The organism is Alloalcanivorax balearicus MACL04 (genome assembly GCF_025532145.1).
Lineage (GTDB): Bacteria > Pseudomonadota > Gammaproteobacteria > Pseudomonadales > Alcanivoracaceae > Alloalcanivorax > Alloalcanivorax balearicus.
In genome coordinates, this window is record NZ_ARXS01000036.1 from 16,839 (window position 1) to 41,543 (window position 24,705).

Annotated in this window: 21 protein-coding genes; 12 read left to right on the plus strand and 9 right to left on the minus strand. The window is 62.2% G+C overall.

Annotated features, from left to right (window positions below):
• Positions 1-56 precede the first annotated feature (56 nt).
• Entirely contained in the window at positions 57-1,544 is a 1,488-nt protein-coding gene (locus MA04_RS20015) for an amidase (protein WP_262462448.1), read from the plus strand.
• Between the two features lie 362 nt (positions 1,545-1,906).
• On the opposite strand, the gene MA04_RS20020 is transcribed toward MA04_RS20015, so the two are convergent.
• A complete protein-coding gene (locus MA04_RS20020; RefSeq protein ID WP_262462450.1) occupies positions 1,907-3,517 on the minus strand; it encodes an amidohydrolase family protein in 1,611 nt (536 codons plus the stop codon).
• A gap of 257 nt (positions 3,518-3,774) precedes the next feature.
• Here MA04_RS20020 and MA04_RS20025 point away from each other — a divergent pair, with 257 nt between their 5' ends.
• The 4 genes from MA04_RS20025 to MA04_RS20040 are packed head-to-tail and all read left to right on the plus strand — an operon-like array spanning position 3,775 to position 7,541.
• Complete coding sequence (locus MA04_RS20025) at positions 3,775-4,779, plus strand: TRAP transporter substrate-binding protein (RefSeq protein WP_262462452.1); 1,005 nt, start codon at positions 3,775-3,777, stop codon at positions 4,777-4,779.
• 58 nt (positions 4,780-4,837) lie between these two features.
• Complete coding sequence (locus MA04_RS20030; protein WP_262462455.1) at positions 4,838-5,338, plus strand: TRAP transporter small permease; 501 nt, start codon at positions 4,838-4,840, stop codon at positions 5,336-5,338.
• The gene (locus tag MA04_RS20035) at positions 5,331-6,611 is read left to right on the plus strand and encodes a TRAP transporter large permease (RefSeq protein WP_163121963.1); all 1,281 of its coding nucleotides are present in this window, start codon (positions 5,331-5,333) and stop codon (positions 6,609-6,611) included. The genes MA04_RS20030 and MA04_RS20035 overlap by 8 nt, the downstream gene beginning before the upstream one ends.
• A 15-nt stretch (positions 6,612-6,626) precedes the next feature.
• Positions 6,627-7,541 (plus strand): amidohydrolase family protein, encoded by a 915-nt coding sequence (locus MA04_RS20040; RefSeq protein WP_240342657.1) that lies wholly within the window; start codon positions 6,627-6,629, stop codon positions 7,539-7,541.
• Positions 7,542-7,598: 57 nt separating this feature from the next.
• Here the strand turns inward: MA04_RS20040 and MA04_RS20045 are convergent, their stop codons facing one another.
• Positions 7,599-8,774, minus strand: coding sequence for a saccharopine dehydrogenase family protein (locus MA04_RS20045; protein WP_163121961.1), 1,176 nt, complete (start codon positions 8,772-8,774; stop codon positions 7,599-7,601).
• Positions 8,775-8,910: 136 nt separating this feature from the next.
• Between MA04_RS20045 and creB the strand changes: the two genes are divergently transcribed.
• The 4 genes from creB to MA04_RS20065 all read left to right on the plus strand — a co-directional run bounded on the left by creB (position 8,911) and on the right by MA04_RS20065 (position 12,880).
• Positions 8,911-9,585: a two-component system response regulator CreB gene (gene creB / locus MA04_RS20050; RefSeq protein ID WP_240342656.1), complete on the plus strand. Its 675-nt coding sequence runs from the start codon at positions 8,911-8,913 to the stop codon at positions 9,583-9,585.
• A complete protein-coding gene (gene creC / locus MA04_RS20055) occupies positions 9,582-10,997 on the plus strand; it encodes a two-component system sensor histidine kinase CreC (protein ID WP_055100495.1) in 1,416 nt (471 codons plus the stop codon). The genes creB and creC overlap by 4 nt, the downstream gene beginning before the upstream one ends.
• 105 nt (positions 10,998-11,102) lie before the next feature.
• Positions 11,103-12,452, plus strand: a complete 1,350-nt coding sequence (gene creD / locus MA04_RS20060; RefSeq protein ID WP_262462459.1) for a cell envelope integrity protein CreD — start codon at positions 11,103-11,105, stop codon at positions 12,450-12,452.
• Positions 12,449-12,880 carry a hypothetical protein gene (locus MA04_RS20065; RefSeq protein WP_262462462.1) on the plus strand — a complete coding sequence of 144 codons (432 nt, stop codon included), beginning with the start codon at positions 12,449-12,451 and terminating at the stop codon, positions 12,878-12,880. Before creD ends, MA04_RS20065 begins: the two co-directional genes overlap by 4 nt.
• Here the strand turns inward: MA04_RS20065 and MA04_RS20070 are convergent.
• The 4 genes from MA04_RS20070 to ubiD form a co-directional block, all read right to left on the minus strand.
• On the minus strand, positions 12,780-14,093 hold the full coding sequence (locus MA04_RS20070; RefSeq protein WP_262462464.1) for an alanine racemase: 1,314 nt from the start codon (positions 14,091-14,093) through the stop codon (positions 12,780-12,782). The genes MA04_RS20065 and MA04_RS20070 overlap by 101 nt on opposite strands.
• Complete coding sequence (locus MA04_RS20075; protein ID WP_262462466.1) at positions 14,090-15,463, minus strand: D-arabinono-1,4-lactone oxidase; 1,374 nt, start codon at positions 15,461-15,463, stop codon at positions 14,090-14,092. The genes MA04_RS20070 and MA04_RS20075 overlap by 4 nt, the downstream gene beginning before the upstream one ends.
• A gap of 86 nt (positions 15,464-15,549) precedes the next feature.
• On the minus strand, positions 15,550-16,476 hold the full coding sequence (locus MA04_RS20080) for an oxidoreductase (RefSeq protein ID WP_262462467.1): 927 nt from the start codon (positions 16,474-16,476) through the stop codon (positions 15,550-15,552).
• A gap of 44 nt (positions 16,477-16,520) precedes the next feature.
• On the minus strand, positions 16,521-17,987 hold the full coding sequence (gene ubiD / locus MA04_RS20085; RefSeq protein ID WP_262462468.1) for a 4-hydroxy-3-polyprenylbenzoate decarboxylase: 1,467 nt from the start codon (positions 17,985-17,987) through the stop codon (positions 16,521-16,523).
• A gap of 113 nt (positions 17,988-18,100) precedes the next feature.
• On the opposite strand from ubiD, the gene MA04_RS20090 reads away from it, so the two are divergent.
• Positions 18,101-19,018 carry an aspartyl/asparaginyl beta-hydroxylase domain-containing protein gene (locus MA04_RS20090; protein ID WP_262462469.1) on the plus strand — a complete coding sequence of 306 codons (918 nt, stop codon included), beginning with the start codon at positions 18,101-18,103 and terminating at the stop codon, positions 19,016-19,018.
• 46 nt (positions 19,019-19,064) lie between these two features.
• On the opposite strand, the gene MA04_RS20095 is transcribed toward MA04_RS20090, so the two are convergent.
• Positions 19,065-19,970: a LysR family transcriptional regulator gene (locus MA04_RS20095; protein WP_262462471.1), complete on the minus strand. Its 906-nt coding sequence runs from the start codon at positions 19,968-19,970 to the stop codon at positions 19,065-19,067.
• Between the two features lie 183 nt (positions 19,971-20,153).
• Here MA04_RS20095 and ycaC point away from each other — a divergent pair, with 183 nt between their 5' ends.
• Positions 20,154-20,780, plus strand: coding sequence for an isochorismate family cysteine hydrolase YcaC (gene ycaC, locus MA04_RS20100; RefSeq protein WP_262462473.1), 627 nt, complete (start codon positions 20,154-20,156; stop codon positions 20,778-20,780).
• A gap of 78 nt (positions 20,781-20,858) precedes the next feature.
• On the opposite strand, the gene rho is transcribed toward ycaC, so the two are convergent.
• The gene (gene rho, locus MA04_RS20105; RefSeq protein WP_014996355.1) at positions 20,859-22,118 is read right to left on the minus strand and encodes a transcription termination factor Rho; all 1,260 of its coding nucleotides are present in this window, start codon (positions 22,116-22,118) and stop codon (positions 20,859-20,861) included.
• A gap of 451 nt (positions 22,119-22,569) precedes the next feature.
• Positions 22,570-22,896, minus strand: a complete 327-nt coding sequence (gene trxA / locus MA04_RS20110; RefSeq protein WP_014996354.1) for a thioredoxin TrxA — start codon at positions 22,894-22,896, stop codon at positions 22,570-22,572.
• A gap of 208 nt (positions 22,897-23,104) precedes the next feature.
• On the opposite strand from trxA, the gene ppx reads away from it, so the two are divergent.
• Positions 23,105-24,595 carry an exopolyphosphatase gene (ppx, locus tag MA04_RS20115; RefSeq protein WP_262462475.1) on the plus strand — a complete coding sequence of 497 codons (1,491 nt, stop codon included), beginning with the start codon at positions 23,105-23,107 and terminating at the stop codon, positions 24,593-24,595.
• Positions 24,596-24,705: the final 110 nt, after the last annotated feature.

A 24,705-nucleotide genomic window follows, 5' to 3' on the forward strand; every position in this document is an offset into this window, starting at 1 on the left:
GGGCTTCGGGGCGGCACGGCAATGGGCCGCGGACTTCAGAGAACAAGGATACCATCATGAATTTCGACGAATACCGTAAGTTGGATGGCGTTGCGCTGGCCGGACTGGTGGCTTCGGGGGAAGTCAGCGCGGCGGAACTGCTGGAACTGGCCATCACCCGGGTGGAACAGGTGAATCCCAGACTCAACGGCCTGGTCGTTCCGCTTTACGAGGAAGGCCGGCGCACGGCGGCGGGACCGCTCTCCGGACCGTTGGCGGGGGTGCCCATGCTGGCCAAGGACCTGTTCCAGGAGATGGCTGGAGCGCCCTGTTACATGGGTAACAAGGCGCTCAAGAACATGGGCTTCCGGGCTCCCCATGATTCGGAGCTGGTGAAGCGCTGGCGCCAGGCCGGTCTGGTGCTGTTCGGGCGCACCAATACGCCGGAGTTTGGCGCCAAGGGGATTACCGAACCGGATTCGTTCGGCCCCTGCCGCAACCCCTGGAATCCCGATCACACCCCGGGTGGCTCTTCCGGCGGTTCGGCGTCCTTGGTGGCCGCCGGGGTGGTGCCCTTCGCCGGCGCCAACGATGGCGGCGGCAGTATCCGCATTCCGGCGGCCTGCTGTGGCCTGTTCGGGCTCAAGCCCGGCCGTGGGCGCACGCCCTGGGGACCGGATTTCGGTGAAGCGCTGCACGGACTGTCAGTGAATCATGCAGTGACCCGTTCGGTCCGCGATTGCGCGGTATTGCTGGATGCGGTGGCCGGAGACGAACTGGCCAGCCTGTATCCGCTGGCGCCCCCCGCGCGGCCTTACCGGGAGGAGACCGAACGTGATCCGGGGACTTTGCGTATCGCCTTCACCAACCGCTCGCCCATCGGTACAGAAGTGGACCCCGAGGCGGTGAAGGCGGTGGAGAAGGCGGCCCGTTTGCTGGAATCCCTCGGCCACCGGGTGGAAGAAGCGGAGCCGGAAATTGATGTCATGGCCATGAGCATGGACTGGCTGATGGTCTGGTTCGCCAAGTGCGCCGACAGCGTCAAGGAGATGCGCCGGCTTACCGGCGCCGGTGATGACGGCTTTGAATTGGATACCCTGGCGATGGCGGCGTTCGGGCGCAGCCTGAGCGCGCCGGATTATCTGCAGTGCTATCAGCGCTGGCAAACCTACACGCGTCAGTTGATGGCGTTCCTTCAGGGGTATGACTTTCTGATGACGCCGACCCTGGCCATGCCGCCGGCGCGCATCGGTGCCATGGCGACGCCGCCCTTGCAGCAGGCGGCGCTGAAGCTGGTGCTGAAAACCGGTGCGCAAAAGCTGCTGATGAAGACCGGGCTGGTGGAGCAGATGGCGCGGGAAAATCTGAAGTACACGCCGTTCACGCAGCTGGCCAATGTTACCGGCGTGCCGGCCATGTCGGTACCGCTGCACTGGTGTGACAACGGCCTGCCGCTGGGCGTGCAGTTTGTCGGCGGCCATGGCGACGAAGGCAAGTTGTTGTCCCTGGCGGCACAATTGGAACGGGCCGAACCGTGGTTTGACCGGATACCGCCGGAGTTATAAGTGCTCCTCGGGGTTTGGCGATCCCTCCATCGAGGGCAGCGAAGCCGCGTTAGGCCTTTGCGGGAACGCCGTGAAGCAGGGTCCCGCAAAGGCCTAACGCGGCTCCGCTTCGAGGTAGCCGGCAAGCGCAGGTGTTCTTCTGGCCGCTGGTATCCCACAATCGCTGTGACGTTAAGTCTCAAGCCTGTTTGGAGACATAAATCCGAAGGTCGCTACGAAGCCGCTGTAGGAGCTTGCCTGCAAGCGAATGGGCATCCGGGTCTCAAGATTCGCTTGCAGGCAAGCTCCTACAGCGGCTTCGTAGTCCCTTATGTGCCAGCGGTTGATGTCGCTGGCGCCCGGAAGGCCGCCGAGGAGCCCGTTTAAAAACCGTAAAGGCGGGCGGGATTGTCGACCAAAATCTTGCGGATGATGGTCTCGTCATGCCCGGTCCATTGGAAGAATTCTTCCAGCAGGGTGGTGTCGTCCGGCATTGGCACGGAAATACACACGTGGGGCCAGTCGCTGGCCCACAGGATCTGATCGGGATTGGCTTTGATCAGCGCCTTGGCATAGGGCGTGACGTCGGAGTAGGGCGTGTCCGGCTGGTTGGTGAAGCGGTAAGCGCCGGATAATTTCACCCACGCCTTGCCGTCCCGGGCCAGGCGCAGCAAGTCGCGGAATCCCGGATGCTTCACACCGATGCTGGCCGGCATGTGTCCCATGTGATCGATCACCACCTCCACCGGCAGGTTGGCCACGGTGTCGTAGAGATCGGCGAATTCCGAGATGTCGATCAGCAACTGCAGATGCCAGCCCAGTGGCGCCACCTTGCGTGCCAGACTGGTCACGTCCGAGACCTCGACACCGCTCTTGTAGATCAGATTGACGCGCACGCCACGCACCCCGAGGGCGTCCATTTCCCGCAATTCCTGTTCACTGGTCTGGTCACTGATCACCACCACGCCGCGATAGTTGTCGCCACCTTGACGCAGGGCTTCCAGAGCCACCCGGTTGTCGTAGCCGTAGACGCTGGGTTGCACGATAACCCCCCGGTTCAGCCCCAGCGTGCCCTGCATTTTCCGGTAGTCGTCCAGTGACGCGGGCGGCGGCGTATAGGAACGATGCGGTGTGAAAGGGCGGACCGCCGCGTCACCGATGATGTGGAAGTGGCAATCGCAGGCACCGTCGGGAAGCGGTAACGATGGGGCGCTGCAGCTCGTTACCGGCGGCGCGCAGGGTGGGGCGTAGGTTTCGCCGAGTGAGGTCATGCGGGTCACTTCCCAGCCCTGCAGACCACGAAGTCCGTTGCGCTCGGCGGAATTGATGATCTGGGTCCAGGCGGCGCGGCGGGCGAGGTCCGGGTCGCCCACGGTGATCGCCTCGAGGATCGACTCGTACTCGGTCAGCACGGTTTCGCGCAGCGCTCCGGAAGTGGCGATGCGCCGTTCGAAAGAAGCGGCCTCAAAGATATGGGCGGTCAGAAACAGCACGAAGTTCTTGAAGTACTCGTTGCCGGTGGCATCGGCGATGGCGCGTTTGAAAGCCAGGCTGCTCTCGACCATGCCCTGACCGTTGGCAAGGGCGTCGCGTAACGCGGACAGGGCGGCCTGGATCGCCGCAAGCTGGCTGCGGGAACGACGGCGGGCAGCCATGCCGGCGGCGGAAACTTCGAGATCAAGACGCAACTCATAGAGCTGGCGGAGTTTGGGCAGATGGCTCAGTTCATCGTGGTCGATGCGAAAGCTGTTGCGATGGGCTTTGTTGGATACGAAGGCGCCCAGGCCCTGATGACTCTCCACCAGACCTTCCGATTTGAGCCGCGCTATCGCCTCCCGGACCACGTTGCGGCCGACACCGAACCGTGCCGTCAGTTGGGACTCACTGGGAATGCGGTCACCGGGCTTGAGGCGGCCGGCGGAAATCTCCGCTTCCAGATGGCGGGAAATCTTGACGGAAAGCTGGCTGCGTCCCGCAGAAGCAGCTTGTTTCATAGGGCTCATCCTGTTCGATGCAAACGGCGTTGGCTAAGCGGCAGCGGTAATAGTACCTCTCCGGAGAGCTTGCCGCTCCATGTACGGGCCGGTTCCGGGCCTGGACCGGAGATTACTGGCCTTGATACGGAGTGTGATGACTGACTTTACAGCACTGGTAAAATTATGATCAACTTGTAGGACAAGTTTGGCGGGGCGCTTTTCGCCTCGCCTGCCCCCACGCCATCAACCCCATCAAAACAAACAGGAATGCCGTGATGACGTCCTTACTCCGATCCGTCAAAACGTTGATGCCCGCCGCCATTTTGGCGGCGACCCTGGCCGCGGTGAGCGTGGCTCAGGCTGCCACCGTGATCCGCTTGGGCTGGACCACCGCCGACAGCGAAGTGGACCCCTATGCCATCGCCGCCCACTACTTCCAGGAAGAACTGGAAGCCGCGGCGCCGGGACAATTCGAGATCAAGTTCTTCCCCAACAACCAGTTGGGTAACGACACGGACATGCTGCAAGGGATGCAATTCGGCACGCTGGATGCCGGCGTTATCACCGGTACTCAACTGGGCACCCTGGACAAGAGCTTCCAGCTCCTTGACTTGCCTTTCCTGTTCAAGGACCGGGCCCAGGCCCACGAGGTACTGGATGGCGAGGTGGGGCAGGAGCTGTTCGCCCGATTGGAGAAGCAGGGTCTGATCGGCCTGGGCTTCGGCGAAGCCGGTTTCCGCCATGTCATCAACAATAAGCGGCCGGTGCAGGCGCCGGGCGATTTGCAGGGCGTGAAGTTGCGCGTGCAGCCGAGCGATCTGTTTATCGCCAGCTTCCGTGCCCTGGGCGCCAATCCGGTCCCCATGGCCTGGAGCGACGCCTACATGGCGGTGCAGCAAGGCACGGTGGACGGTCTCGAGATTCCGCTGGCGGTGATTTACGCCAACAAGTACGCCGACGTGGTGAAGTACCTTTCGCTGACCAATCACACCTATAACGCCTTGCCGCTGCTGATGTCCAAGCAGGCGTTCTCCCGTCTGTCATCCGAACAGCAGGAGGCGGTGCGTACCGCCGCGCGGAAAGCCATCGAGCGGCAACGCGCCGAGGTGGCGAAGAACGAGCAGGTGCTGATCGAGAAGATCAAGGCGAAGGGCATGGCGGTTACCGGGATTGCCGATACCGGCGCCTTTCGCGACGAGGTGCGGCCGGTCTATGAAGAATATCGTCCACGCATCGGCGAAGACCTGGTTGATCGCGCCATGGAACTGGTCACGGAATAACGGTGTGGCATAGGGCTCCAACCCGCTCTCGGAGCCTCGTTCCTTAACGGATACCGGTATGTATAGATATCTCGAAGCAGGCAGCAAATACCTTGCCGCCGTGACGGCCGCGCTTGGCGCGGCCAGCGCGTTGATCATGACTCTGGCCCTGCTGGCCGGGGTGTTCTGCCGCTATGTGCTGAATTCTTCGCTGTCCTGGAGTGATGAGATCGCGCTGCTGGCGTTCAGTTGGACAGTGTTTTTGTTCGCCAGCGTACTGACGCGGGAGTTCGGACACGTGCGCGTCTCCATTGTGGTGGACGCCTTGCCCGGCTTGCTCAAGCAAGCGCTTGAGCGGGGCAGTGTGATACTGATTCTGCTGTTCGGCGGGTTGATGTTGTGGGCCGGCTGGCAGTTCACCGCCTTCACCGCGCACCAGGTCTCGCCGGCGCTGCGTTATCCCTTGTGGTTGCAAGGTGCGGCGGTGCCGGCGAGTGGCGCCTTGATCGTCTTCCATGCCTTGGTGTTGCTGTTCCGCCCCGGGTCGCTTGGTGAGCACGGAGGCGCCGTCGATGAGTGAGATTGGTGTTGTTCTGATCGTCGGGCTGTTCGTCCTGCTGCTGCTGGGGGTTCCCATCGCCTTCACCCTGGGCCTGCTCACCGCCGTGGGTATCTGGATGGCCGACTACAATCCGATGATCCTGGCCCAGCGCCTGATCGCGGGGAGCACCATCACCAGCCTGTTGGCGATTCCCGGTTTCATTCTGGTGGGGGATCTGATGAGCGCGGGTGGGCTGTCCAAACGCCTGGTCAGGGTGGCCTCGGTCTGTTTCGGCCATTTAACCGGTGGGCTTTCCATGTCCACTGTGGCGGCGGGTACGTTTTTTGGTGCCATTACCGGATCCGCGCCGGCCACCACCGCCGCGGTGGGATCGGTGATGATCGACGAACTGGAAAAGCGCGGTTACTCACGGGGCTACGGCGCGGCGTTGTCCACTTCCATCGGACCGCTGGGGCAGATGATCCCGCCCTCCATTCCCATGATTATCTGGGGGGTGCTGGCGGAAGAGTCGATCTCCAAGCTGTTTCTGGCGGGGGTGGTTCCCGGCTTGATCGCGGCGGCGGGGTTCTGCGTTGTCAGTTATCTCTATGCCCGGCGCCTGGGTATCGCCAGGGAGAAGCGCCCCGGTGTCCGGGAGATTCTGGCGGCGATACGTGAAGGGATATGGGCGTTGTTGGCGCCGGTGGTGATCCTCGGAGGTATTTATGGGAGTGTGTTTACCCCCACCGAGGCGGCCATGGTGGGTGCGTTGTACAGCCTTGTCATTGGCCTTTTCATCTATAAGGATCTGCAATGGAAATCGCTGATCCCGTTGTTCATAAAGTCGATGCGTACCACCACGGTGATCATGTTCATTATCGTGGTCGCTTACGGCTTTGCCTGGATCATCGCCAGTGAGCAGATTCCCTCGCAGGTCACGCAAGTACTGCTGAGTATTACATCGAACCCGTTCCTGATCCTGCTGTTGCTGAACATCATGTTACTGGTACTGGGCGCGGTCATGGACACCGTGTCCGCGATGGTCATCCTCAGCGGAGTTCTGACCGCGGTGGGTACCCAGGTGGGGCTGGATCCGGTTCAACTGGGCGCCATGGTGGTGATCAATTTCGCCGTGGGCATGATCACCCCGCCGCTGGGGTATTCCCTGTTCGTCGCCTCCACCATCAGCGGTTTGAGTATCGAGAAAGTGGCCCGCAATCTCTGGCCGTTCTTCCTGGTCCTCATTGGCGTGGTGGCACTGACCGCCTATGTTCCGGCGGTGACGCTTTGGCTTCCGGGCCTGTTGGGCTAGCAGGATAGAGATGGTATGACCGTGAATCAGAAACCGACGTCCGGGATCAGTGAGCCGACGATCCCGGGACCTCACCCGGCGCCGAGCAAGCCGGCAAGCGCCTTGCCCCGGGGGGCGTGTGATACCCACGCCCATCTGTTTGGCCCGCAAAGTCAGTACCCGTATCAGCCCAACCGCAGTTACACACCGCCGGATGCTTCCGAGGACGCCTATCGGGGTCTGTTGCACACCCTGGGTTTTCAGCGTGCGGTGCTGGTGCAGCCCAGCGTTTACGGCACCGATAACCGGCGCATGCTGGACGCCCTGGCCCGCAGGCGCGCTGACGATGATATCCAATGGCGTGGCATCGCCGTGGTGGATAACCGCATCAGCGACGCCGAGCTTGAGCGTATGCATGAGGCCGGGGTTCGCGGCGTGCGTGTCAATCTGGTATTTCCCGGCGGCCTGACGTTCGCGGACGTTGAACTGCTGTCCCGGCGAATCGCCGGGCTGGGATGGCATGTTCAGTTCCTGGTGGACGTGTCGCGGTTCGAACGGCTGGTCGAGCGCCTGGACCGTCTGCCCACCGACAGCGTGGTCGACCACATGGGCCATATTCCCACCCACCGGGGAATCGAACATCCCGGATTCCGGGCTCTTCTGGAGTTGCTGCAAGGTGGGCGCACCTGGGTCAAACTCACCGGACCGAACCGCATTACCGCCCTGGAGCGCGCGCCGTTTCACGATGTGGACCCGTTCTTCTCCACGCTGCTGGAGGCTCGGGCGGACCGTTGCCTGTTCGGGACGGATTGGCCTCACGTGCAACTTCCAGGGCCAATCCCGGACGATGGGGATCTGGTCAATGAGTTTCTGCGCCTGGTTCCGGACCTGTCGATCAGAAAACAGGTGCTGGCCGACAATCCCGCCCGTCTTTACCAGTTCGACGACTGAGCCGGGAAGCATGGGTCTTTCCGTGCTTCCCGTGCTTCCTGTCCGTGCCGTGGGCGATCAGTCTTCCAGGGCGAAGCGCAATCCGGCGTTCTGTTCCAGGCGCCGGATCAGTTTGTCTCCCATGGCCGGCGCCGTGGTCCAGATGCCACCGGGGGTGTCGGTGGCATCCCGCAGCAGACACAGGGCGCTCTCGGTGATCATGCGCGAGGTGGAACCGTAACCGGGATCCTTGTCACCGGAGACGCTAGCGGCGAGGGTCCGGTCGTCGGCGGTTTCACCCAGGAACAGTACATCGTAGAAACCGTTTTCCCGCTCCTCCTTGCCCGGTCCCTCGCCGGGCTTGGGCGCTTTGTCACCGGTCAGGGAACGATCGTTGGCGACGGCCTGGGCGGTGGCCTCGCCTTTGTCGCCGGGGCCGGTGAGGATCATCTCATCGTAGACGAAGTCCTCGCCGTAGGGATGACCGAGCAGGAAGTTGGAGCGGTGCACGTTGCGGGTATTGATGGCCGCCATGATGAAAGGCGCCGCCCAACTGCCGAGGGTTTGGTCATACTCGATCTCGGCGGCCGGAGGCTGCTTCGGGCCTTCGAAGCCCGGGGTCAGCGCGAACGGGTTCACCAGCAGCTTACGGACTTCCGCGTCCCGCGCCGCGGCCAGGGTGGCCTGCAGGCTGGCGGCGGTGCCGCCGGAGAACGTGCCCTTCATTCGCCGTACCCGTCCCTTGACGCGGGGCAGCGGAGCGCCCAGTTTGGCCCGCGCCTGTTCCTGCAGGAACCAGACGCCGAGGTCGAACGGGATGGAGTCGAAGCCGCAGGAGAAAACGATGCGGGCGCCGCTGCTTTGCGCCTGCTCCTGGTACTTATCGACCATCTGACGCATCCACGCCACTTCGCCGCACAGATCCACGTAGTCGGTACCGGCGCCGGCACAGGCGGCCACCAGGGGCTCGCCATAGAGCTGATAAGGCCCGACGGTGGTCAGCACCAGCCGGGTCCGCCGCGCCAGGGCGCGCAGGCTGTCGGCGTCGGTGACGTCGGCCTTGAGGATCGCCACGCCGGGATCAATGCCGAGTTCGTCGCGTATCTGTTCCAGCTTGCTTTCGTTGCGGCCGGCCAGGGCCCAGCGCAGCCCACCGTCTGTGCCATAGCGCTCCTGTACGTACTCCGCCACCAGGCGGCCAGTGAAACCACTGGCGCCGAATACAATCAGATCAAACTCCCGTGCCTCGCTCATGATTCTTCCCATTCTATTGTTTGCCAGCGGGCTCTCGGCCCTCGCGAGCCTCAACCGTAAGCCGTCAGCGGCGTTCAGGGCAACCGGTAGCGATGTCGGTGGTATGATGGGCGCGATCCAGAGAAGGGGGTGCCCGGTGACGGAACACATTTTGATTGTCGATGATGAGCCTCGGGTGGCGGAGCCGCTGATCTTCGCTTTGCAGCGGGAGCATTTTCAGGTCACCCATGTGGAACGTGGTGAACAGGCCTTGGCGCGGTTGGACGGCGACAGCCCGGCGCTGGTGGTGCTGGACGTGGGGCTGCCGGATCTCAATGGCTTCGAGGTTCTCAAACAATTACGCCGTTCCAGCGAAGTGCCGGTGTTGTTCCTCACTGCCCGCCAGGATGAGGTGGATCGCATTCTCGGTCTGGAACTGGGTGGTGACGACTACGTCACCAAGCCTTTCAGTCCGCGCGAAGTGGTGGCGCGCATCCGTGCCATTCTCAAGCGTCTGGATAAAGGCACGCCGGCGCCCGTGGCGGAAGGAAGGGAATGGCGGGTGGACGAGCAGGCCGCAAAGGCCTGGTTTCGGGATCAGGCGCTGTCGTTGACGCGCTCTGAATTCCTTATTCTCGAAGCGCTGGTGAAACATCCGGGCCAGGTGTTCAGCCGCGCCCGGCTGCTGGATATCTGTGGCAGTGACGAGGACAGCTTCGAGCGGGCCGTGGATACCCATATCAAGACTCTGCGCGGCAAGCTGCGACCGCTGGGCGGGGACGCCTGGATCGTCACCCGGCGCGGTCTCGGCTACGTGCTGGAGCGGCCATGAAACTCAGCGGTCAGTTCCTGCTGATCTTCTTCCTGATCATGGGGCTGGTGAGCTGGTTCACCATGGATCTGGTGCTGGATGAGGCCCAGCCGCTGGTGCGCCAGTCCGCGGAGGAAACCCTGGTGGACGCCGCCAATCTGCTGGCGGAGGTGATCGCCATGGATACCCGGGGGGACGAACTGGCGGTTACCCCGGCGCTGCGCTCGGCGCTGAGGCGGTACGCTCAGCGGCTGCCGGGTGCCAAGATCTGGGGATTGAGCAAAAATCGCATCGATACCCACATCTATATCACCAGCGCCGATGGCATCGTTCTGTTTGACTCGCGCGGCGAGAACGAAGGTAAGGATTTTTCCCGCTGGAACGATGTGCACCTGACCTTGCAGGGCAAATATGGCGCTCGCACCACTCGCACCGACCCTAATGACCCGGCGTCCTCGGTGTTGTATGTGGCGGCGCCGGTGCGCCATGACGGGACGCTGATCGGTGTGGTGACCCTGGGCAAGCCGGGGGCGGCCATCGAGCCGTTCATCGAGCAGGCGGAGCAGCGTCTGATTGGTTACGGCTGGCAGGCGCTGGTTGCCTGTCTGTTGCTGGGTATCGGTCTGGCCTGGTGGATCAGCCACCGGGTCGGGCGGCTGCGCGGCTATGCCCTGGCGGTGGCCGATGGGCGCAGGCCATCGCCGCCCCGTTTCCGTGTGCATGATGAGATTCGCGAACTGGCCGATGCCGTCACCGCCATGCGCCGCCGCCTGGAGGAACGGGCGCGACTGGAGAATCACATCACCATGCTGACCCACGAAATGAAGAGTCCGCTGGCGGCCATTCGGGGGGCCGGGGAGATTCTGGCCGAGGAGGTGAGCGAACCCGCTCTGAGCCGGCTGACCGGAAATGTGGTGCACGAGAGTCAGCGGCTCAGCGATTTGCTGGATCGCATGCTGGCGCTGGCGCGGCTGGAAAAACTGGAAAGTCTGCCGCCCCGGGAACAGCAGCGGTTGGCGTCGTTGCTGGAGGAATGGCAGCTCAGCCGCCAGGTGCTGTTGGATGAGAAACGGCTGAGTGTGGCGTTGAGCGGCGAGCCGGTATTGCGGGTGGAACCGGATACTACCCGTCTGGCCCTGTTCAATCTGCTCGACAATGCCCTGCGGTTCGCCGAACCGGGTTCCACCATCGACGTCGGCGGCTGGCGGGAGGAGGGCCTGCAGGGTATCGACGTCAGCAATCGGGGGCCGTGTATTCCGGACTACGCGCTGGCCCGGGTCACCGAGCGATTTTACTCGCTGCCGGCGCCGGGGGAGGAAAAAAGCTCCGGGCTCGGACTGGCCATGGTGGAAGAAATCGGTGAGCTGCACGGCGGCTGGTTGCAGGTGGAAAACCTGGAGCAGGGCGTGCGGGTGCGGTTGTGCCTGGGGTAGCAAGCATGAGATCGGGGGTCACTTAAGCGCCGCTTCCTCACAAAACCCCCACACTCCTCTCAAACGGCGCGGGCAAGCTGGGCACTCCAAAGAGGGGAGTGACCCATGGCTTCTTACAGTCCACTACGGAAAATCCTGATGATCTGCGGCCTGATGCTGGTGCTGGTCGGTCCGCTGTTGATGATTCAGGTGAAAATCGATGAGCGCCAGAACCGCGCGCGGCTGGTGAGCTACGAAATCAGCAACCAATTCGCCAAGGAACAGACGTTGGTCGGGCCGCTGTTGATGGTGCCGCGCGTGCGCGAGTACTGGGCGACGGAGAGCACCCGCGATGCCACCGAGGAAGAAGCGGTGAGCCCGCGCCGCAAGCTGCGCCGTGACCTGGATCGTTATCTGCCGGATACCCTGGATATCGAGGGCAATCTGCAAAGCCGCATGCTGTACCGTGGCATTTACGGTACACCGGTGTATCAGAGCGTGATTGAACTGGAGGCGCGTTTCCCGGCGGAATGGCTGCAGGCCGCCAAAGCGGATTCCTCTATCGTGTCGTCCGGCACGCCGCTGCTGGTGTTTCGGGTTGGCGACCTGCGCGGCCTGGTGGAGCGGCCGGTGTTGCGTATCGGCGAGCGCACGTTGCCGTTGGTGGAGCCGGCGTCGATGCCTTCCGTGCTGCAAGGCGGCGGTGTGGTGGCGGCGCCTTTGCCGGAGGATTTGTCCGGCCCCTTCACGGTCCGTCTGCGTTTGAACCTGAACGGCAGCACCAGCCTGGCGGCGTTGCCGATGGCCAAGGAAACCCGCATGACCCTGCGTGGCGACTGGCCACATCCGAGCTTCTCCGGATTGATGCTGCCGGCGGAACGGGAGGTCAGCGAGGACGGTTTCATCGGTCGCTGGCAGACCAACAGCCTGGCGGCTTCCAGCGCCATCGACTGCCTGCAAAGCGATGGTCATTGCAGGGATGACAGCCAGCTTTTGCGCGTTGACCTGGTGCAGCCGGTCACCGGTCTGCTTTCCAGTGAACGGGCCTTGAAGTACAGCTTTCTGATTGTTGGACTGACGTTCGCCGCCTTCTTCCTGTTCGAAGTGATGCGCCGGGTGGCCATGCACCCGATGCAGTATTTGCTGGTGGGGCTGGCGCTGGCGATGTTTTACCTGCTGCTGGTGGCGCTGGGCGAGCACGTGGACTTTGTCTGGGCCTATGTATCGGGCGCGGTGGCCTGCGTGGGGTTGATCGGGGTGTACCTGAGCGCGGTGCTGAAGTCGAAACTGGCGGGCTGGGGATTCGCTCTGGCGCAGTTGGTCGTGCTGGGGTTGTTGTTCGGCATCCTGATGGCTGAGGACTACGCGCTGTTGATGGGGTCGTTGTTGCTGTTCGCTGCGCTGGCGGCAGTGATGATTCTGACTCGCCGGGTCGATTGGCACGGGCTGGCCCAACGCGGAGGAGCGTCCTCATGAGTGTGCGATGCGAACACGCGCTGCGCCTGCGCGGCCTGATCGATGGCGGGGTCTGGCAACAGGCCGAAGAAGAGTTGCAATGGTTGCGGCAGAGTTACCCGGAGAGCGCGGCTCTGTGCAGCATAGAGGGCATCTATTGGGCACAGTGCGGGGACTGGCCCCGCGCTCTGTGCCGTTTTCAGCGCGCGTTGGTATGGAACCGGGATGACGCCAACACCGTGTTCAATCTGGGTGTGACCTGGTGCCAGTTGGGCGCGCCGCTCAGAGGGCGGTTGCTGATGGATTATGCGGACCAGATGAAGGCCGATCAGCCGCTGCCCGCTGTGCTTACGTGGCGTCTGCCGCGCCCGTCCTTGCCGCAACCGGAGCGGTTTCCGGCTGTTGCGGGAAGGGCGGCCACCAGGCGTGTACCCGGCCTTGTTCGATAACCGCCAGGTCACCGAATTGCAGCAATACGAACTCGCTCTGGGTGGGACGGAAAAAGATCTGGTCGTCCTCGCGCAGGGCGGTGGCGGGAGCGCCGTTGAACATCATCTGATTGGTGCTGATGCCATACACCGGATTGGCGCGGATGCCTTGCGGGGAGGCGGGCTCGGCTTTCCAGGCGCCGCCGTAGATGAAATAGGTTTGGCGCCGGTTCGGATCCCACCAGGACCAGATTTCGCCGAGGGGCAGCGGCCCCGGCAATTGCAGCCCCGGTAGTCTTTTCAGAACCGGAGCGGCGATGAAGGTGGCGGGCTGGAAGTCCTCCAGGGTATCCAGGTCGAAGTCGGTGGGCTTGAGCAGACAGGAACCGGCGGCCAGTTCGTTCAACGGCGTGTCGTCACCGTGCAGGCGCAGCGTCGGACTGCCGGCGCCGTTGAAGGTCAGCGATTGTTTTCGGTAGGCCGGTTCCAACCGATACAGACGCTCGATGAAAGCACGATAACGATCCTGGGACTTGCGCAGACTGGTGTCGCGGTCCTCGATCCAGCCGGGCAGTTTACCCACCTGAGCGTCGTAACCCATGAAGCCGCTGAAGGCCAGGTGTTCGGGATGGGCGTGGATCAACGCCAGCAGCTCGTCCAGTTGTTCGGCTTCGGTGAGGCCGCCACGATGCAGCCCCACGTCGATTTCCACATTGATCAGCAGCCGTCGGTTCAGGCGCCGGGCCAGGGCGAGGTACTGTTGGAGGCGCTCGCTACTGTCGATCAGCCATTGCAGTTGCCGGTCCGGATCAAAGCCGTTTTCGGGCAACATCTGGTAAAACAGAGCGGCGGCGCTTACGGGCATCGGCTTGCCCAGCAGCAGATCGCAGTCCGGCTCCGCCGCCGCCATGGCGGTGATGAACGGTTGGTGAAACACCATCACCCGACGTGTTCCGGTCAGCGCCATGACTTCGCGTACCAGCGGGACACTGGGCAGAGACTTGGCAACGATGCGGTAGTGGCGGCCCGCCGGCAGTCCGGCCACCAGTTGCGCGCAGTTGGCGGCCAGCCGTTTCCGGTCAATCAATAGCAGCGGCCGCCCCGGGCCTTCGCGCAGGGTATCGTTGAGCGTCTGAAAGTAGGGCGCATGGGGGTGGCCTTGATCATCGGGCTTGAGCCACCAGGCCAGCGCCGCGCCGCCGGCCAGGGCAAGCAGGAAATGACGTCGTTTCATGGGCGGCCTCCGGTTTCGATTCCCAATACCCGGCGCAGATAGGGATTGAGCATTCTGCCTTCGGGGTCGAACTCACGACGCAACGCCAGGAAATCGTCGAAGCGCGGGTAAAGGGGGCGCAGACGGGTCGCGTCGAGGCTGTGCAACTTGCCCCAGTGGGGCCGCCCGGCGAAGCGCTGAAAGATCGGTTCCACCGCGTCGAACAGCGGCCGGTAGTCCTGTTTGTAGTATTGGTGCACGGAAATGCTGGCGCCGGCACGTTCGCTGAACATGGACAGCAGGGTGTCGTCGGCGGCGGTGTAGCGGTATTCGATCGGAAAGAACACGTTGATGTCCTGATCACGGATCCGCTCACAGACCTCGCGCAGGCAGTCCAGGCCATCATCGGCGGGCACTGTGTATTCCATCTCATTGAAGCGGACCGTGCGGCGATTGGCGTAAATGCGGTGGGCCGGTCCGTTTCGCACCTGGTCACTGACGAACAGGGTCACCAGCTTTTGCAGGGTGGCGGTGAGCCAGGGCGCGCGCAGGCTCAGTTCACAGACCATTTCCAACAAATCATTGCTGTCGTCCTGGATCAGCGGCTGGTCTTCCTGATCGGTGAGCTCCATGGTTTTGACGATGGCGGTGCGACCGAGCGGAAAGGCGAAAAACTCAATATTGCGATAGCGGTCCCGGTTGGCGCCGACAAAGTCGATGGCTTCGTCCAGCGGCAGGGTCCAGGTGTGTTCTCGCAGACGGTAGGCCGGGTCGCCGCGCAACGTCACCTGGGTCGCCACCCCGAGGGCGCCGAGACCGCAGCAGGCGGCTTGAAAAGCGTCGCCGTCACCGGCGGTCAGGGACACCGCTTCGCCATCCGGGCGCACGACCCGCAGTGCTCCTACCTGGGCGCTGAGGCAGGGCAGGGTGATGCCGGTGCCGTGGGTGCCGGTGGCGATGGCGCCGGCCAGGGACTGCAGGTTGATATCCGGCTCGTTGCGGAAGCTGCGGCCGACCTGCCAGGCCTGGGCGGACGCCGCGCCCAGCCGGGTGCCGGCGCCGAAGGTCAGATGGCCATTGTCGTCCTGACCGCGCAGGCCGTTAAGGGCTTCCAGGGACAGCAGGGTGTCATCGGTGGGAACAATGGGGCTGAAAGAGTGGCTGCCGCCGAACGCTCGTACGGTGCCGCTGCTTTGGCGCAACAGATCGGCCAGCTGATTTTCGGCGGCGGGATAGAGAAGTTGCTTCGGCGTGGCGCTCTGGTTGCCGGACCAGTTATTCCAGGATGGGGGCTGTTCGGCGCGGCCGCGGGCGGACAACGGCAGAATGGCGGCGCCGGCGGTGACGAGCAAGGCCTTCAGCAGGGCGCGCCGCGGCAGTGTTGGCAGCATGTTGGATCCTTGATTTTCTTTTTATGGCACCAACGTACCACAAAAAGAAAAAAAGAAGCCAGCACCAGAAAATCGCGGCGGGATGATCAGGGATAGCGGACGCCGGTAAGCGCTTCGGATTGCTCCCACAGGCGCGCCGCGTCGTCGGCGTCACGGGCGCGGCGGCTGGGGTGCACCAGCGTCGGCGGGCCCACCGCCTCCTTAAGGTAAGCGGGGCCGTAATAACCGCCGCCCTGCACCTGCGGACTAGTGGCGGCATAGAGGGTGGGCGCGGCGCCGCGAGCGGTGTTCTGGGTGAAGAAGGGCCACAGCCAGCGGGCGATATAGCCGACCCCGAACGGGCTTTCCCGGGCAACACCAGATTCCGCCAGATTGGTATTGGCGAAGCCTGGGTGGCAGGCCAGGGAGAGCGTCGAGGCCTCCGCCGCGCGCAGTCGCCTTTCCAGTTCCAGGGAGAACAACAGATTGGCCAGCTTGGCTTGAGCATAAGCTCGCTGCCGGCCATAGCGGCCGTCCAGTTGCAGGTTATCCAGATGCAGCCGGCCCGCTTTGTGAGCCAGGCTGCTGACAGTGACTATGCGGGAATCCGGCACGTCGCGCAGCGCCGGCAACAGCAGACCGGTCAAGGCGAAGTGGCCGAGGTGATTGACGCCGAACTGGCGCTCGAAGCCATCCTCGGTACGGCCTTGGCGCAGCCACATGACGCCGGCATTGTTGATCAGCAAATCCAGCCGGGGATAGCGTTCGCGCAGCGTATCGGCGGCGCGTCGCACGCTTTCCAGGCTGGCCAGATCCAGTTCCACGATCTGTATTTCGCCGCGTCCGCCGGTCTTCTCATGGATGCGTTCCCGGGCGGCCTCCGCCTTGGCCAGGTCGCGGCACGCCAGAACCACCCGGGCGCCCTTGTCGGCCAGTGCCAGGGCGGTCTCGAAGCCGATACCGCTGTTGGCGCCGGTCACCACGGCGGTGCGGGATTGTTGGTCCGGAATGTCTTGCGGGCTCCAGCTCATCATCGCGTCCTCGTCGGTACCGGGCGGTTTGCGGCACAGCCCGTCGGCTAGTCGATGCCGAGGCTGTCCCAGATCTCATCCACCCGCATCTTCACGGTTTCGCTCATGGTAATGGCACGGCCCCATTCCCTGTCGGTCTCGCCGGGCCATTTGCTGGTGGCGTCCAACCCCATCTTCGAGCCCAGCCCCGCCACTGGGGAGGCGAAATCCAGATAATCGATGGGGGTATTGTCCACCAGCACGGTGTCGCGTCGCGGGTCCATGCGGGTGGTGATCGCCCAGATCACGTCCTTCCAGTCGCGGGCGTTGACGTCGTCGTCGCAGACAATGACGAATTTGGTGTACATGAACTGCCGCAGGAACGACCACACCCCCATCATTACCCGCTTGGCATGGCCGGGATACTGCTTCTTCATGGTCACTACCGCCATGCGATAGGAGCAGCCCTCCGGCGGCAGGTAGAAATCCTCGATTTCCGGGAACTGCTTTTTCAGGATCGGCACGAAGATCTCGTTCATCGCCAGACCCAGTACCGCCGGCTCATCCGGGGGACGGCCGGTGTAGGTGCTGTGGTAGATCGGGTCGCGGCGGTGAGTGATGCGCTCCACCGTGAAGACCGGGAAGCGCTCCACTTCATTGTAATAGCCGGTATGGTCGCCGAAGGGGCCCTCGTCGGCGTACTCGTTGGGATAAATATGCCCTTCCAGCACGAACTCGGCGCTGGCGGGAACCTGCAGGTCAGAGCCGATGGCCTTGATCAGTTCGGTTTTGCCACCACGCAGCAGCCCGGCGAAAGCGTATTCGCTGAGGGTATCCGGTACCGGCGTCACCGCGCCGAGAATGGTGGCCGGATCGGCGCCCAGCGCCACTGCCACCGGGAACGGCTCTCCGGGATGGGCCTGACGCCATTCCTGGAAATCCAGGGCGCCGCCCCGGTGGCTCAGCCAGCGCATGATCAGTTTGTTGCGGCCGATCAGTTGCTGGCGGTAAATCCCCAGATTCTGACGCTCCTTGTTGGGGCCACGGGTAATCACCAGCGGCCAGGTCACCAGGGGGCCGGCGTCTTCCGGCCAGCAGGTCTGGATCGGCAGTTGGAACAGGTCCACGTCGCCGCCTTCGAGTACCTGTTCCTGGCAGGGCGCGCTGCTCAGCAACTTCGGTCCCATGCTCAGGACCTTGCGGAAAATCGGCAGTTTGCTCCAGGCGTCACGGAATCCCTTGGGCGGCTCCGGTTCCTTGAGGAACGCCAGTAACTCTCCCAATTCTCTCAGTTCATCGATGGAATCCCGGCCCATACCCAGTGCCACCCGGCGCTCGGTGCCAAACAGATTGCCCAAAACCGGAATGGAAAAGCCTTTGGGGTTTTCGAACAACAACGCCGGGCCGCCGGCCTTGAGGGTGCGGTCGCAGATTTCCGTCATTTCCAGGCGTGGGTCCACGGCGGCTTTGATCCGTTTCAATTCGCCTTGCTGTTCCAGTTGCTGAATGAAGTCGCGCAGATCGCGGTATTTCATGGGCGATTTACTTTTCCGGTCAAGGTGATAGAAAAATGTGAACACTATGTTGCCACAGTCCGGGGGTACAATACCGCTCTGTGCGCCGCCATCAACCCAGGGGAGGATGACTCGTGGCATGGTTATGGTCAGGGAAGATGCTGGTGCTGTACACCTTCATCGTGTGCGGGACCTATGTGCACTTCCGCGGTCGGATCCGGCATTCATTCAGCCGCCAGTTATTGGATCATTCCACCATCATGGGGCCCTATAACTGCTTCGTATACGCCACCAGCGATGTGGAAAACACGCCGCTGCTGGATCGTTCCGCCTTTCCCTATCTGGATTTACTGCGCGACAACTGGGAAGTATTCCGCGACGAGGCCATGAGGCTGTTCGACGAGGGCTATATTCGCCAGGCCGCCAGCGATAATGACCTGGCGTTCCATTCGTTTTTCCGTACCGGCTGGAAGCGCTTCTATCTGAAATGGTACGACGATTCCCAGCCTTCCGCCGAAGCGCTCTGCCCCCGTTCGGTGGCGCTGGTCAACCAGGTGCCCAGCGTCAACGCCGCCATGTTCGCCATGTTGCCCGCCGGCGCCAAGCTGGGCAGGCACCGTGATCCGTTCGCGGGTTCCCTGCGTTATCACCTGGGCCTGGTGACCCCCAACGACGACCGCTGCGCGATTTACGTCGACGGTGAACGGCATGTCTGGCACGACGGTGAAGATGTGGTGTTCGATGAAACTTTCATCCATTGGGCGGAAAACAACACCGACCAGGATCGACTGATCCTGTTCTGCGACGTGGAACGGCCATTGCGTTACCGTTTTGCCACGGCCATCAACCGGGTTTTCAAGACCGTGGTGGTGCGCGCCACCAGTACGGAGAATGTGGAAGGCGATCGCGTCGGCCTGCTGAATAAGGTGTTCGATGTGGTCTACAAGGTGCGGGCCAAAGCCAAGGATCTGAAGAAGCGCAACCGCCGCCTCTACTACATTCTCAAATGGGTGATGATCGGCGCGCTGTTCTACTGGCTGTTTATCCGCTGATCCCGCCCGCGAGTTGTGGTGCGGCAAAAGCGGGCAGGCTGTCCGTTCAGCGTTCCTCGAAGGACTGGTAAAACAAAGCCAGTTCGTCGATCAGGGTCCGTACCGCCGGTAGCAGTCCTCGTCGTGATGGAAACACCGCGTGGATGATATCCCGGCGCGGTGCCCAGTCCGGCAGCAGATGAATCAGGCTGCCGTCATCCAACTGCCGGCGCACGGCCAGTAACGGCAACTGCACCACGCCCACTCCCGCCACCGCGGCCCGGCGCAGGGCAATCATGTCGGTGGTGACGAAGCGGGGATGGTGGGGCACGGTGGCCTGGTGCTCATTGGGACCGTACAGAACCCAGACATAGCTGGATTGCGGATTGCTCAGTGCCAGGCTCGGCCATTCACTCAGCGCCTCCGGCGTTGCCGGTAGCCCGTGACGCGCCACCATTGCCGGGCTGGCCACCATTGCCGGGTGGCGGTCCGAGAGCACCTTCAGCACCAGATCACTGTCTTCCAGCGGCGGGGGCCGCACCCGAATCGCCACATCAATACCCTCGTTGATCACATCCACGCGCCGATTGGTGGCTTCCAGATGCACGGTGACTTCCGGGTAGCGGGTCATGAAGCCCGCCAGGAAGGCGCCGATATGCACATGCAGCAGGGTCACCGGGCAGGTCAGCCGGATGACGCCTTTGGGACTGGCGCGTACGCTGTCTATGGCGTCCTGGGCGGCTTCGGCTTCCACCAGCATTGCCTTGCAGTGATCGTAGTAGGTGCGTCCGATCTCCGTGACGGAGAAATGCCGGGTGGAGCGGTGTAACAGGCGCACGCCCAGGCGTTCCTCCAGCGCCGCCACACGCCGGCTGAGTTTGGACTTGGGCAGGCCAAGGGCGCGACCGGCGGGGGCGAAACCGCCGTGCTCCACGGTTTTCACGTAGTAATAGAGGTCGTTGAGGTTTTCCAAAATCAGGCCTGTTATCGTTCCATTAATAGAACACTGAGTGGCAAATTTGCTATCTACACGACTCAGAGTCCTATTAATAACATGATCATCAAGATGTTCGCATCCGCGACATCTTGATCCTTCGACGAGGTTGTCGGCAGCGATAACCCAACGGGCAAGGCAAACCAATTGAGGAGATTGATCATGGGTAAGCAATACAACCGTTTGAATAAAGACGATGCCGCCGTGTTATTGGTTGATCATCAGGCGGGCTTGTTGTCGCTGGTTCGGGACATCGAGCCGGACAAGTTCAACAACAACGTGCTGGCACTGGCGGACCTGGCCAAGTACTTCAATCTGCCCACCATTCTGACCACCAGCTTCGAGGATGGTCCCAACGGCCCGCTGATCCCGGAGCTGAAAGCATTGTTCCCCGATGCGCCGTATATCGCCCGGCCGGGTCAGATCAACGCCTGGGATAACGAGGATTTCGTCAAGGCGGTGAAAGCCACCGGCAAGAAGCAACTGATCATCGCGGGTGTGGTAACGGAAGTGTGCGTGGCCTTTCCGGCGCTGTCGGCACTGGAGGAGGACTTCGAAGTGTTCGTGGTTACCGATGCCTCCGGTACCTTCGATCCGCTTACCCGGGATGCCGCCTGGGATCGGATGTCCGCCGCCGGTGCGCAACTGATGACCTGGTTCGGTACCGCCTGCGAATTGCACCGTGACTGGCGTAATGACGTTGAAGGGCTGGGATCGTTGTTCTCGAAACATATTCCGGATTACCGGAATCTGATGACCAGCTACAACACGCTCACCGCCGGCAAATAAGCCGGTGTGAAAACGCGAAAGGCCCGTCTCCGGCATCCGGGACGGGCCTTTCGCCGTCTTTTTCGAGGTCAGCGCGGGTTATTTGCGCTTCATTGACTCGAAGAATTCCAGATTGGTCTTGGTCTGTTTCATCCGATCCAACAGGAATTCCATGGCGCCGATCTCATCCATCGGATGCAGCACTTTGCGCAGGATCCACATCTTCTGCAGTTCGTCTTCGCTGACCAGCCGCTCTTCGCGACGGGTGCCGGACTTCCTGATGTTGATGGCCGGGAACACACGTTTTTCGGATACCTTGCGATCCAGGTGCAGTTCCATGTTGCCGGTGCCCTTGAACTCCTCGTAGATCACTTCGTCCATCTTCGAGCCGGTTTCCACCAGCGCGGTGGCGAGAATGGTCAGGCTGCCCCCTTCCTCGATGTTCCGGGCGGCGCCGAAGAAACGTTTCGGTTTCTCCAGGGCGTGGGCATCCACACCGCCGGTCAGAACCTTGCCGGAGCTGGGCTGCACGGTGTTGTAGGCACGCGCCAGACGAGTAATGGAATCCAGCAGGATGATCACGTCCTGCTTGTGCTCGACCAGGCGTTTGGCCTTTTCGATCACCATTTCCGCCACCTGGACGTGACGGGCCGGCGGCTCGTCAAAGGTGGAGGCAACTACTTCACCACGGACCGTGCGCGACATCTCCGTCACCTCTTCGGGGCGTTCGTCGATCAGCAGCACGATCATGTGGGATTCGGGGTTGTTGCGGGCGATGGAGTGGGCGATGTTCTGCAGGAGCATGGTTTTACCGGCTTTCGGCGGGGCCACGATCAGGCCGCGTTGGCCTTTGCCGATCGGTGCCACCAGATCGATCACCCGGGCGGTGATGTCCTCGGTGGAGCCGTTGCCCACTTCCATGACCAACCGCTCGGTGGGAAACAGCGGCGTCAGGTTTTCAAACAGAATCTTGTTCTTGGCGTTTTCCGGCTTGTCGAAGTTGATCTCGTTGACCTTGAGCATGGCGAAATAACGTTCGCCATCCTTGGGAGGCCGGATCTTCCCGGAAATGGTATCGCCGGTACGCAGGTTGAAGCGGCGAATCTGGCTCGGAGACACATAGATGTCATCCGGTCCCGCCAGATAGGAGCCTTCGGCGGAACGTAGAAAGCCAAAGCCATCCTGAAGAATCTCCAAGACGCCGTCGCCGTAAATGTCCGAGCCGTTTTTGGCGGCTCTCTTCAGAATCGAGAAGATGACGTCTTGTTTGCGGGTACGGGCCAGGTTTTCCAGGCCCAGTTCCTTGGCGATGTCCAGGAGTTCGCCAATAGGCTTCTGCTTCAGTTCGGTCAGATTCATTGGTGTGTTGGGTGTCTAGAGAATGAATGATTGGAAAACACCTGGGGACGGTGTTGTTTTATGAAAGTCCGGTTATCGGATTCGTTGTCCCTACGATGAGGGCACGTCGTTCTGGAGCGCTTAGCCGGCAAAGCCGTGGAAATCTCTAATTGATTGGTTCGTGAGGTTTCGGTGGGAAATATCAGGACAGCCGGCCGGTGTGCTCAGGCCCGTTGTCGAATCATGGGTAATGAAGGGATGTCCCCCTGCCGAAAATCACCCACCGATGCCGCCCCTGACGCGAGGCCATGGGTGAATCTTAACTCAAGAACAAATGAATTAGAGATCCCCTGCTTGAGGGTGCGAAAACGCTGGTTTTGGAATGTACCACCGTGAGTCGGCGCCTGTCCAGCCCATAATCAAACTGATCGGAGACGAATTGATTACGGGCTGGCCGGGAACTGACAGCGTACTACAGGGTGCTGTCCAGGAAAGCGGAGAGCTGGGACTTGGACAGCGCGCCCACTTTGGTCGCTTCGACGTCGCCGTTTTTGAACACGGTGAGGGTCGGAATGCCCCGTACGCCGTATTTGCGCGGGGTATCCGGGTTCTCGTCGATGTTCAACTTGGCGATGGTCAGCTTGTCGGCGTATTCCTTGGACAGGTCTTCCAGGATCGGCGCCACCATCTTGCACGGGCCGCACCACGGTGCCCAGTAGTCCACCAGAACCGGACCATCCGCCTTGAGGACCTTGTCCTCGAAGTCGGCGTCGGTGACGTTGATAATCTCGCCGCTCATGAATATCTCCTGCTTAAGGGTTTCGCGGGATTGATACTATCGGGCCGGCAACGCGGGATTTCAAGCGTGCGGGTCGATTACGCTGACAGTCGGACCCTATGGCGGAGTCGATTGCTGGTTGCGGCGCGCCGTTGCGGCGCCGAAAATCAACTCACAGGGCGCGCCGGTGACGGTGGCCACTTCCGCAGCTTGGCAGAGAGGGAACAATTTGCGACAAGGCGAGCAACTGGCGGCCATTGATCTGGGCTCCAATAGTTTTCATATGGTAGTGGCGCGTCAGGATCAGGGAGAAGTACGCCTGCTGGAAGGTCTTTCGGAAAAAGTGCAGTTGGGCAGCGGTCTGGACAGGGATAACCGGCTGGATGAAGAAACCCAGCAGCGGGCACTGGAGTGCCTGGCCCGGTTTGCTCAGCGGATCACCGGGGTGCGTCGGGGTAATGTCCGGGTGGTGGGTACCAACACTCTGCGCATGGCGCGTAATGCCAAGGCGTTTATCGCTCGCGCCGAGCAGGTTCTTGGCCATGACATCGAGGTGGTGGCCGGCCGTGAGGAAGCGCGCCTGATTTACCTCGGTGTGGCTCACAGTCTCGCCGCCAACGGCGGCAGCCGGCTGGTGGTGGATATTGGCGGTGGTTCCAGTGAGCTGATCATCGGCGAGGGCTTCGAGGCGGTGGAAACCGAGTCCCTGCATATGGGCTGTGTAAGTTTTCGCCAGCGCTTCTTCGCCGATGGCCGTATCACCGAGTCGGGCATGGCCAGAGCGGTCACCGCCGCCCGCCAGGAAGTGCTGTCGATCGAGGCCAATTACCGGCGGATGGGGTGGACCCAGGCGGTGGGGGCTTCCGGCACTATCAAGGCCATTGCCCAGGTGTGCGAGGAAAGCGGCCTGACCGATCAGGGCATTACTTTGGAGGCGCTGGAGAAAATCGCCCGCAAGGCGGTGAAAGCCGGTTCCGTGGACGCCTTGTCCCTGAAAGGCCTGCGCGAGGACCGCAAGCCGATTTTTGCCTCCGGGCTGGCCATCTTGCTGGGGATCTTCCGGCAGCTGGGCATTACCCATATGACGGTATCCGCCGGTGCCCTGCGCGAAGGGTTGCTCTATGACCTGTTGGGGCGTTTTACCCACGAGGATGTGCGCGAGCGTAGCGTGCAGGCGGTAATGGACCGTTATCGGGTGGAGCCGGCCCAGGCGCGCCGGGTACACGACACCGTGACGGCGTTGCATCGGTCGGTGGCGGAGGCGTGGTCGCTGAATGATGAGGCCCTGCTGGATACCCTGCGCTGGGCGGCGTTATTGCATGAAGTGGGCCTGACCGTCTCTCACAGCCAGTTCCACAAGCACGGCGCCTACATGCTTGCCAACGCCGACCTGCCCGGTTTCTCGCGTCAGGAACAGGCGGCGGTGGCGCTACTGGTGCGCGGGCACCGTCGCAAACTGCCGCTGTCGGCGCTATCGGAATGGGACGATGAAGAACGGGAGCCACTGCTGCGATTGTGCCTGCTGCTGCGTCTGGCCTGTCGCCTGCACCATGCGCGCAGCGACGAGCCACTGCCGCCGCTAAGCCTGGCCGCCGACGGCAAGGTGGTGACCCTGAGCTTCCCGCAAGGCTGGCTGGCCGAGCACCCGCTGACCCAGGCGGATCTGGAACAGGAGCAGGAGTTCTTCCAGAGCAGTGACTATCGGCTGGTGGTGACCTGAATCGCGATCCGTGGACCCTCCGCTACCCCAAATTCTGGCGGGTTTCGGGGACCCGGATTCAGCGATTACTACAAGGCCACTGTAATCGGATGGACTCGCCCTCGCCGAGG

Coding starts and splice junctions, on each gene's coding strand:
- MA04_RS20015 (WP_262462448.1), top strand. CDS start 57: ATGAATTTCGACGAATACCGTAAGTTGGATGGCGTTGCGCTGGCCGGA.
- MA04_RS20020 (WP_262462450.1), bottom strand. CDS start 3,517: ATGAAACAAGCTGCTTCTGCGGGACGCAGCCAGCTTTCCGTCAAGATT.
- MA04_RS20025 (WP_262462452.1), top strand. CDS start 3,775: ATGACGTCCTTACTCCGATCCGTCAAAACGTTGATGCCCGCCGCCATT.
- MA04_RS20030 (WP_262462455.1), top strand. CDS start 4,838: ATGTATAGATATCTCGAAGCAGGCAGCAAATACCTTGCCGCCGTGACG.
- MA04_RS20035 (WP_163121963.1), top strand. CDS start 5,331: ATGAGTGAGATTGGTGTTGTTCTGATCGTCGGGCTGTTCGTCCTGCTG.
- MA04_RS20040 (WP_240342657.1), top strand. CDS start 6,627: ATGACCGTGAATCAGAAACCGACGTCCGGGATCAGTGAGCCGACGATC.
- MA04_RS20045 (WP_163121961.1), bottom strand. CDS start 8,774: ATGAGCGAGGCACGGGAGTTTGATCTGATTGTATTCGGCGCCAGTGGT.
- creC (WP_055100495.1), top strand. CDS start 9,582: ATGAAACTCAGCGGTCAGTTCCTGCTGATCTTCTTCCTGATCATGGGG.
- creD (WP_262462459.1), top strand. CDS start 11,103: ATGGCTTCTTACAGTCCACTACGGAAAATCCTGATGATCTGCGGCCTG.
- MA04_RS20065 (WP_262462462.1), top strand. CDS start 12,449: ATGAGTGTGCGATGCGAACACGCGCTGCGCCTGCGCGGCCTGATCGAT.
- MA04_RS20070 (WP_262462464.1), bottom strand. CDS start 14,093: ATGAAACGACGTCATTTCCTGCTTGCCCTGGCCGGCGGCGCGGCGCTG.
- MA04_RS20075 (WP_262462466.1), bottom strand. CDS start 15,463: ATGCTGCCAACACTGCCGCGGCGCGCCCTGCTGAAGGCCTTGCTCGTC.
- MA04_RS20080 (WP_262462467.1), bottom strand. CDS start 16,476: ATGATGAGCTGGAGCCCGCAAGACATTCCGGACCAACAATCCCGCACC.
- ubiD (WP_262462468.1), bottom strand. CDS start 17,987: ATGAAATACCGCGATCTGCGCGACTTCATTCAGCAACTGGAACAGCAA.
- ycaC (WP_262462473.1), top strand. CDS start 20,154: ATGGGTAAGCAATACAACCGTTTGAATAAAGACGATGCCGCCGTGTTA.
- rho (WP_014996355.1), bottom strand. CDS start 22,118: ATGAATCTGACCGAACTGAAGCAGAAGCCTATTGGCGAACTCCTGGAC.
- trxA (WP_014996354.1), bottom strand. CDS start 22,896: ATGAGCGGCGAGATTATCAACGTCACCGACGCCGACTTCGAGGACAAG.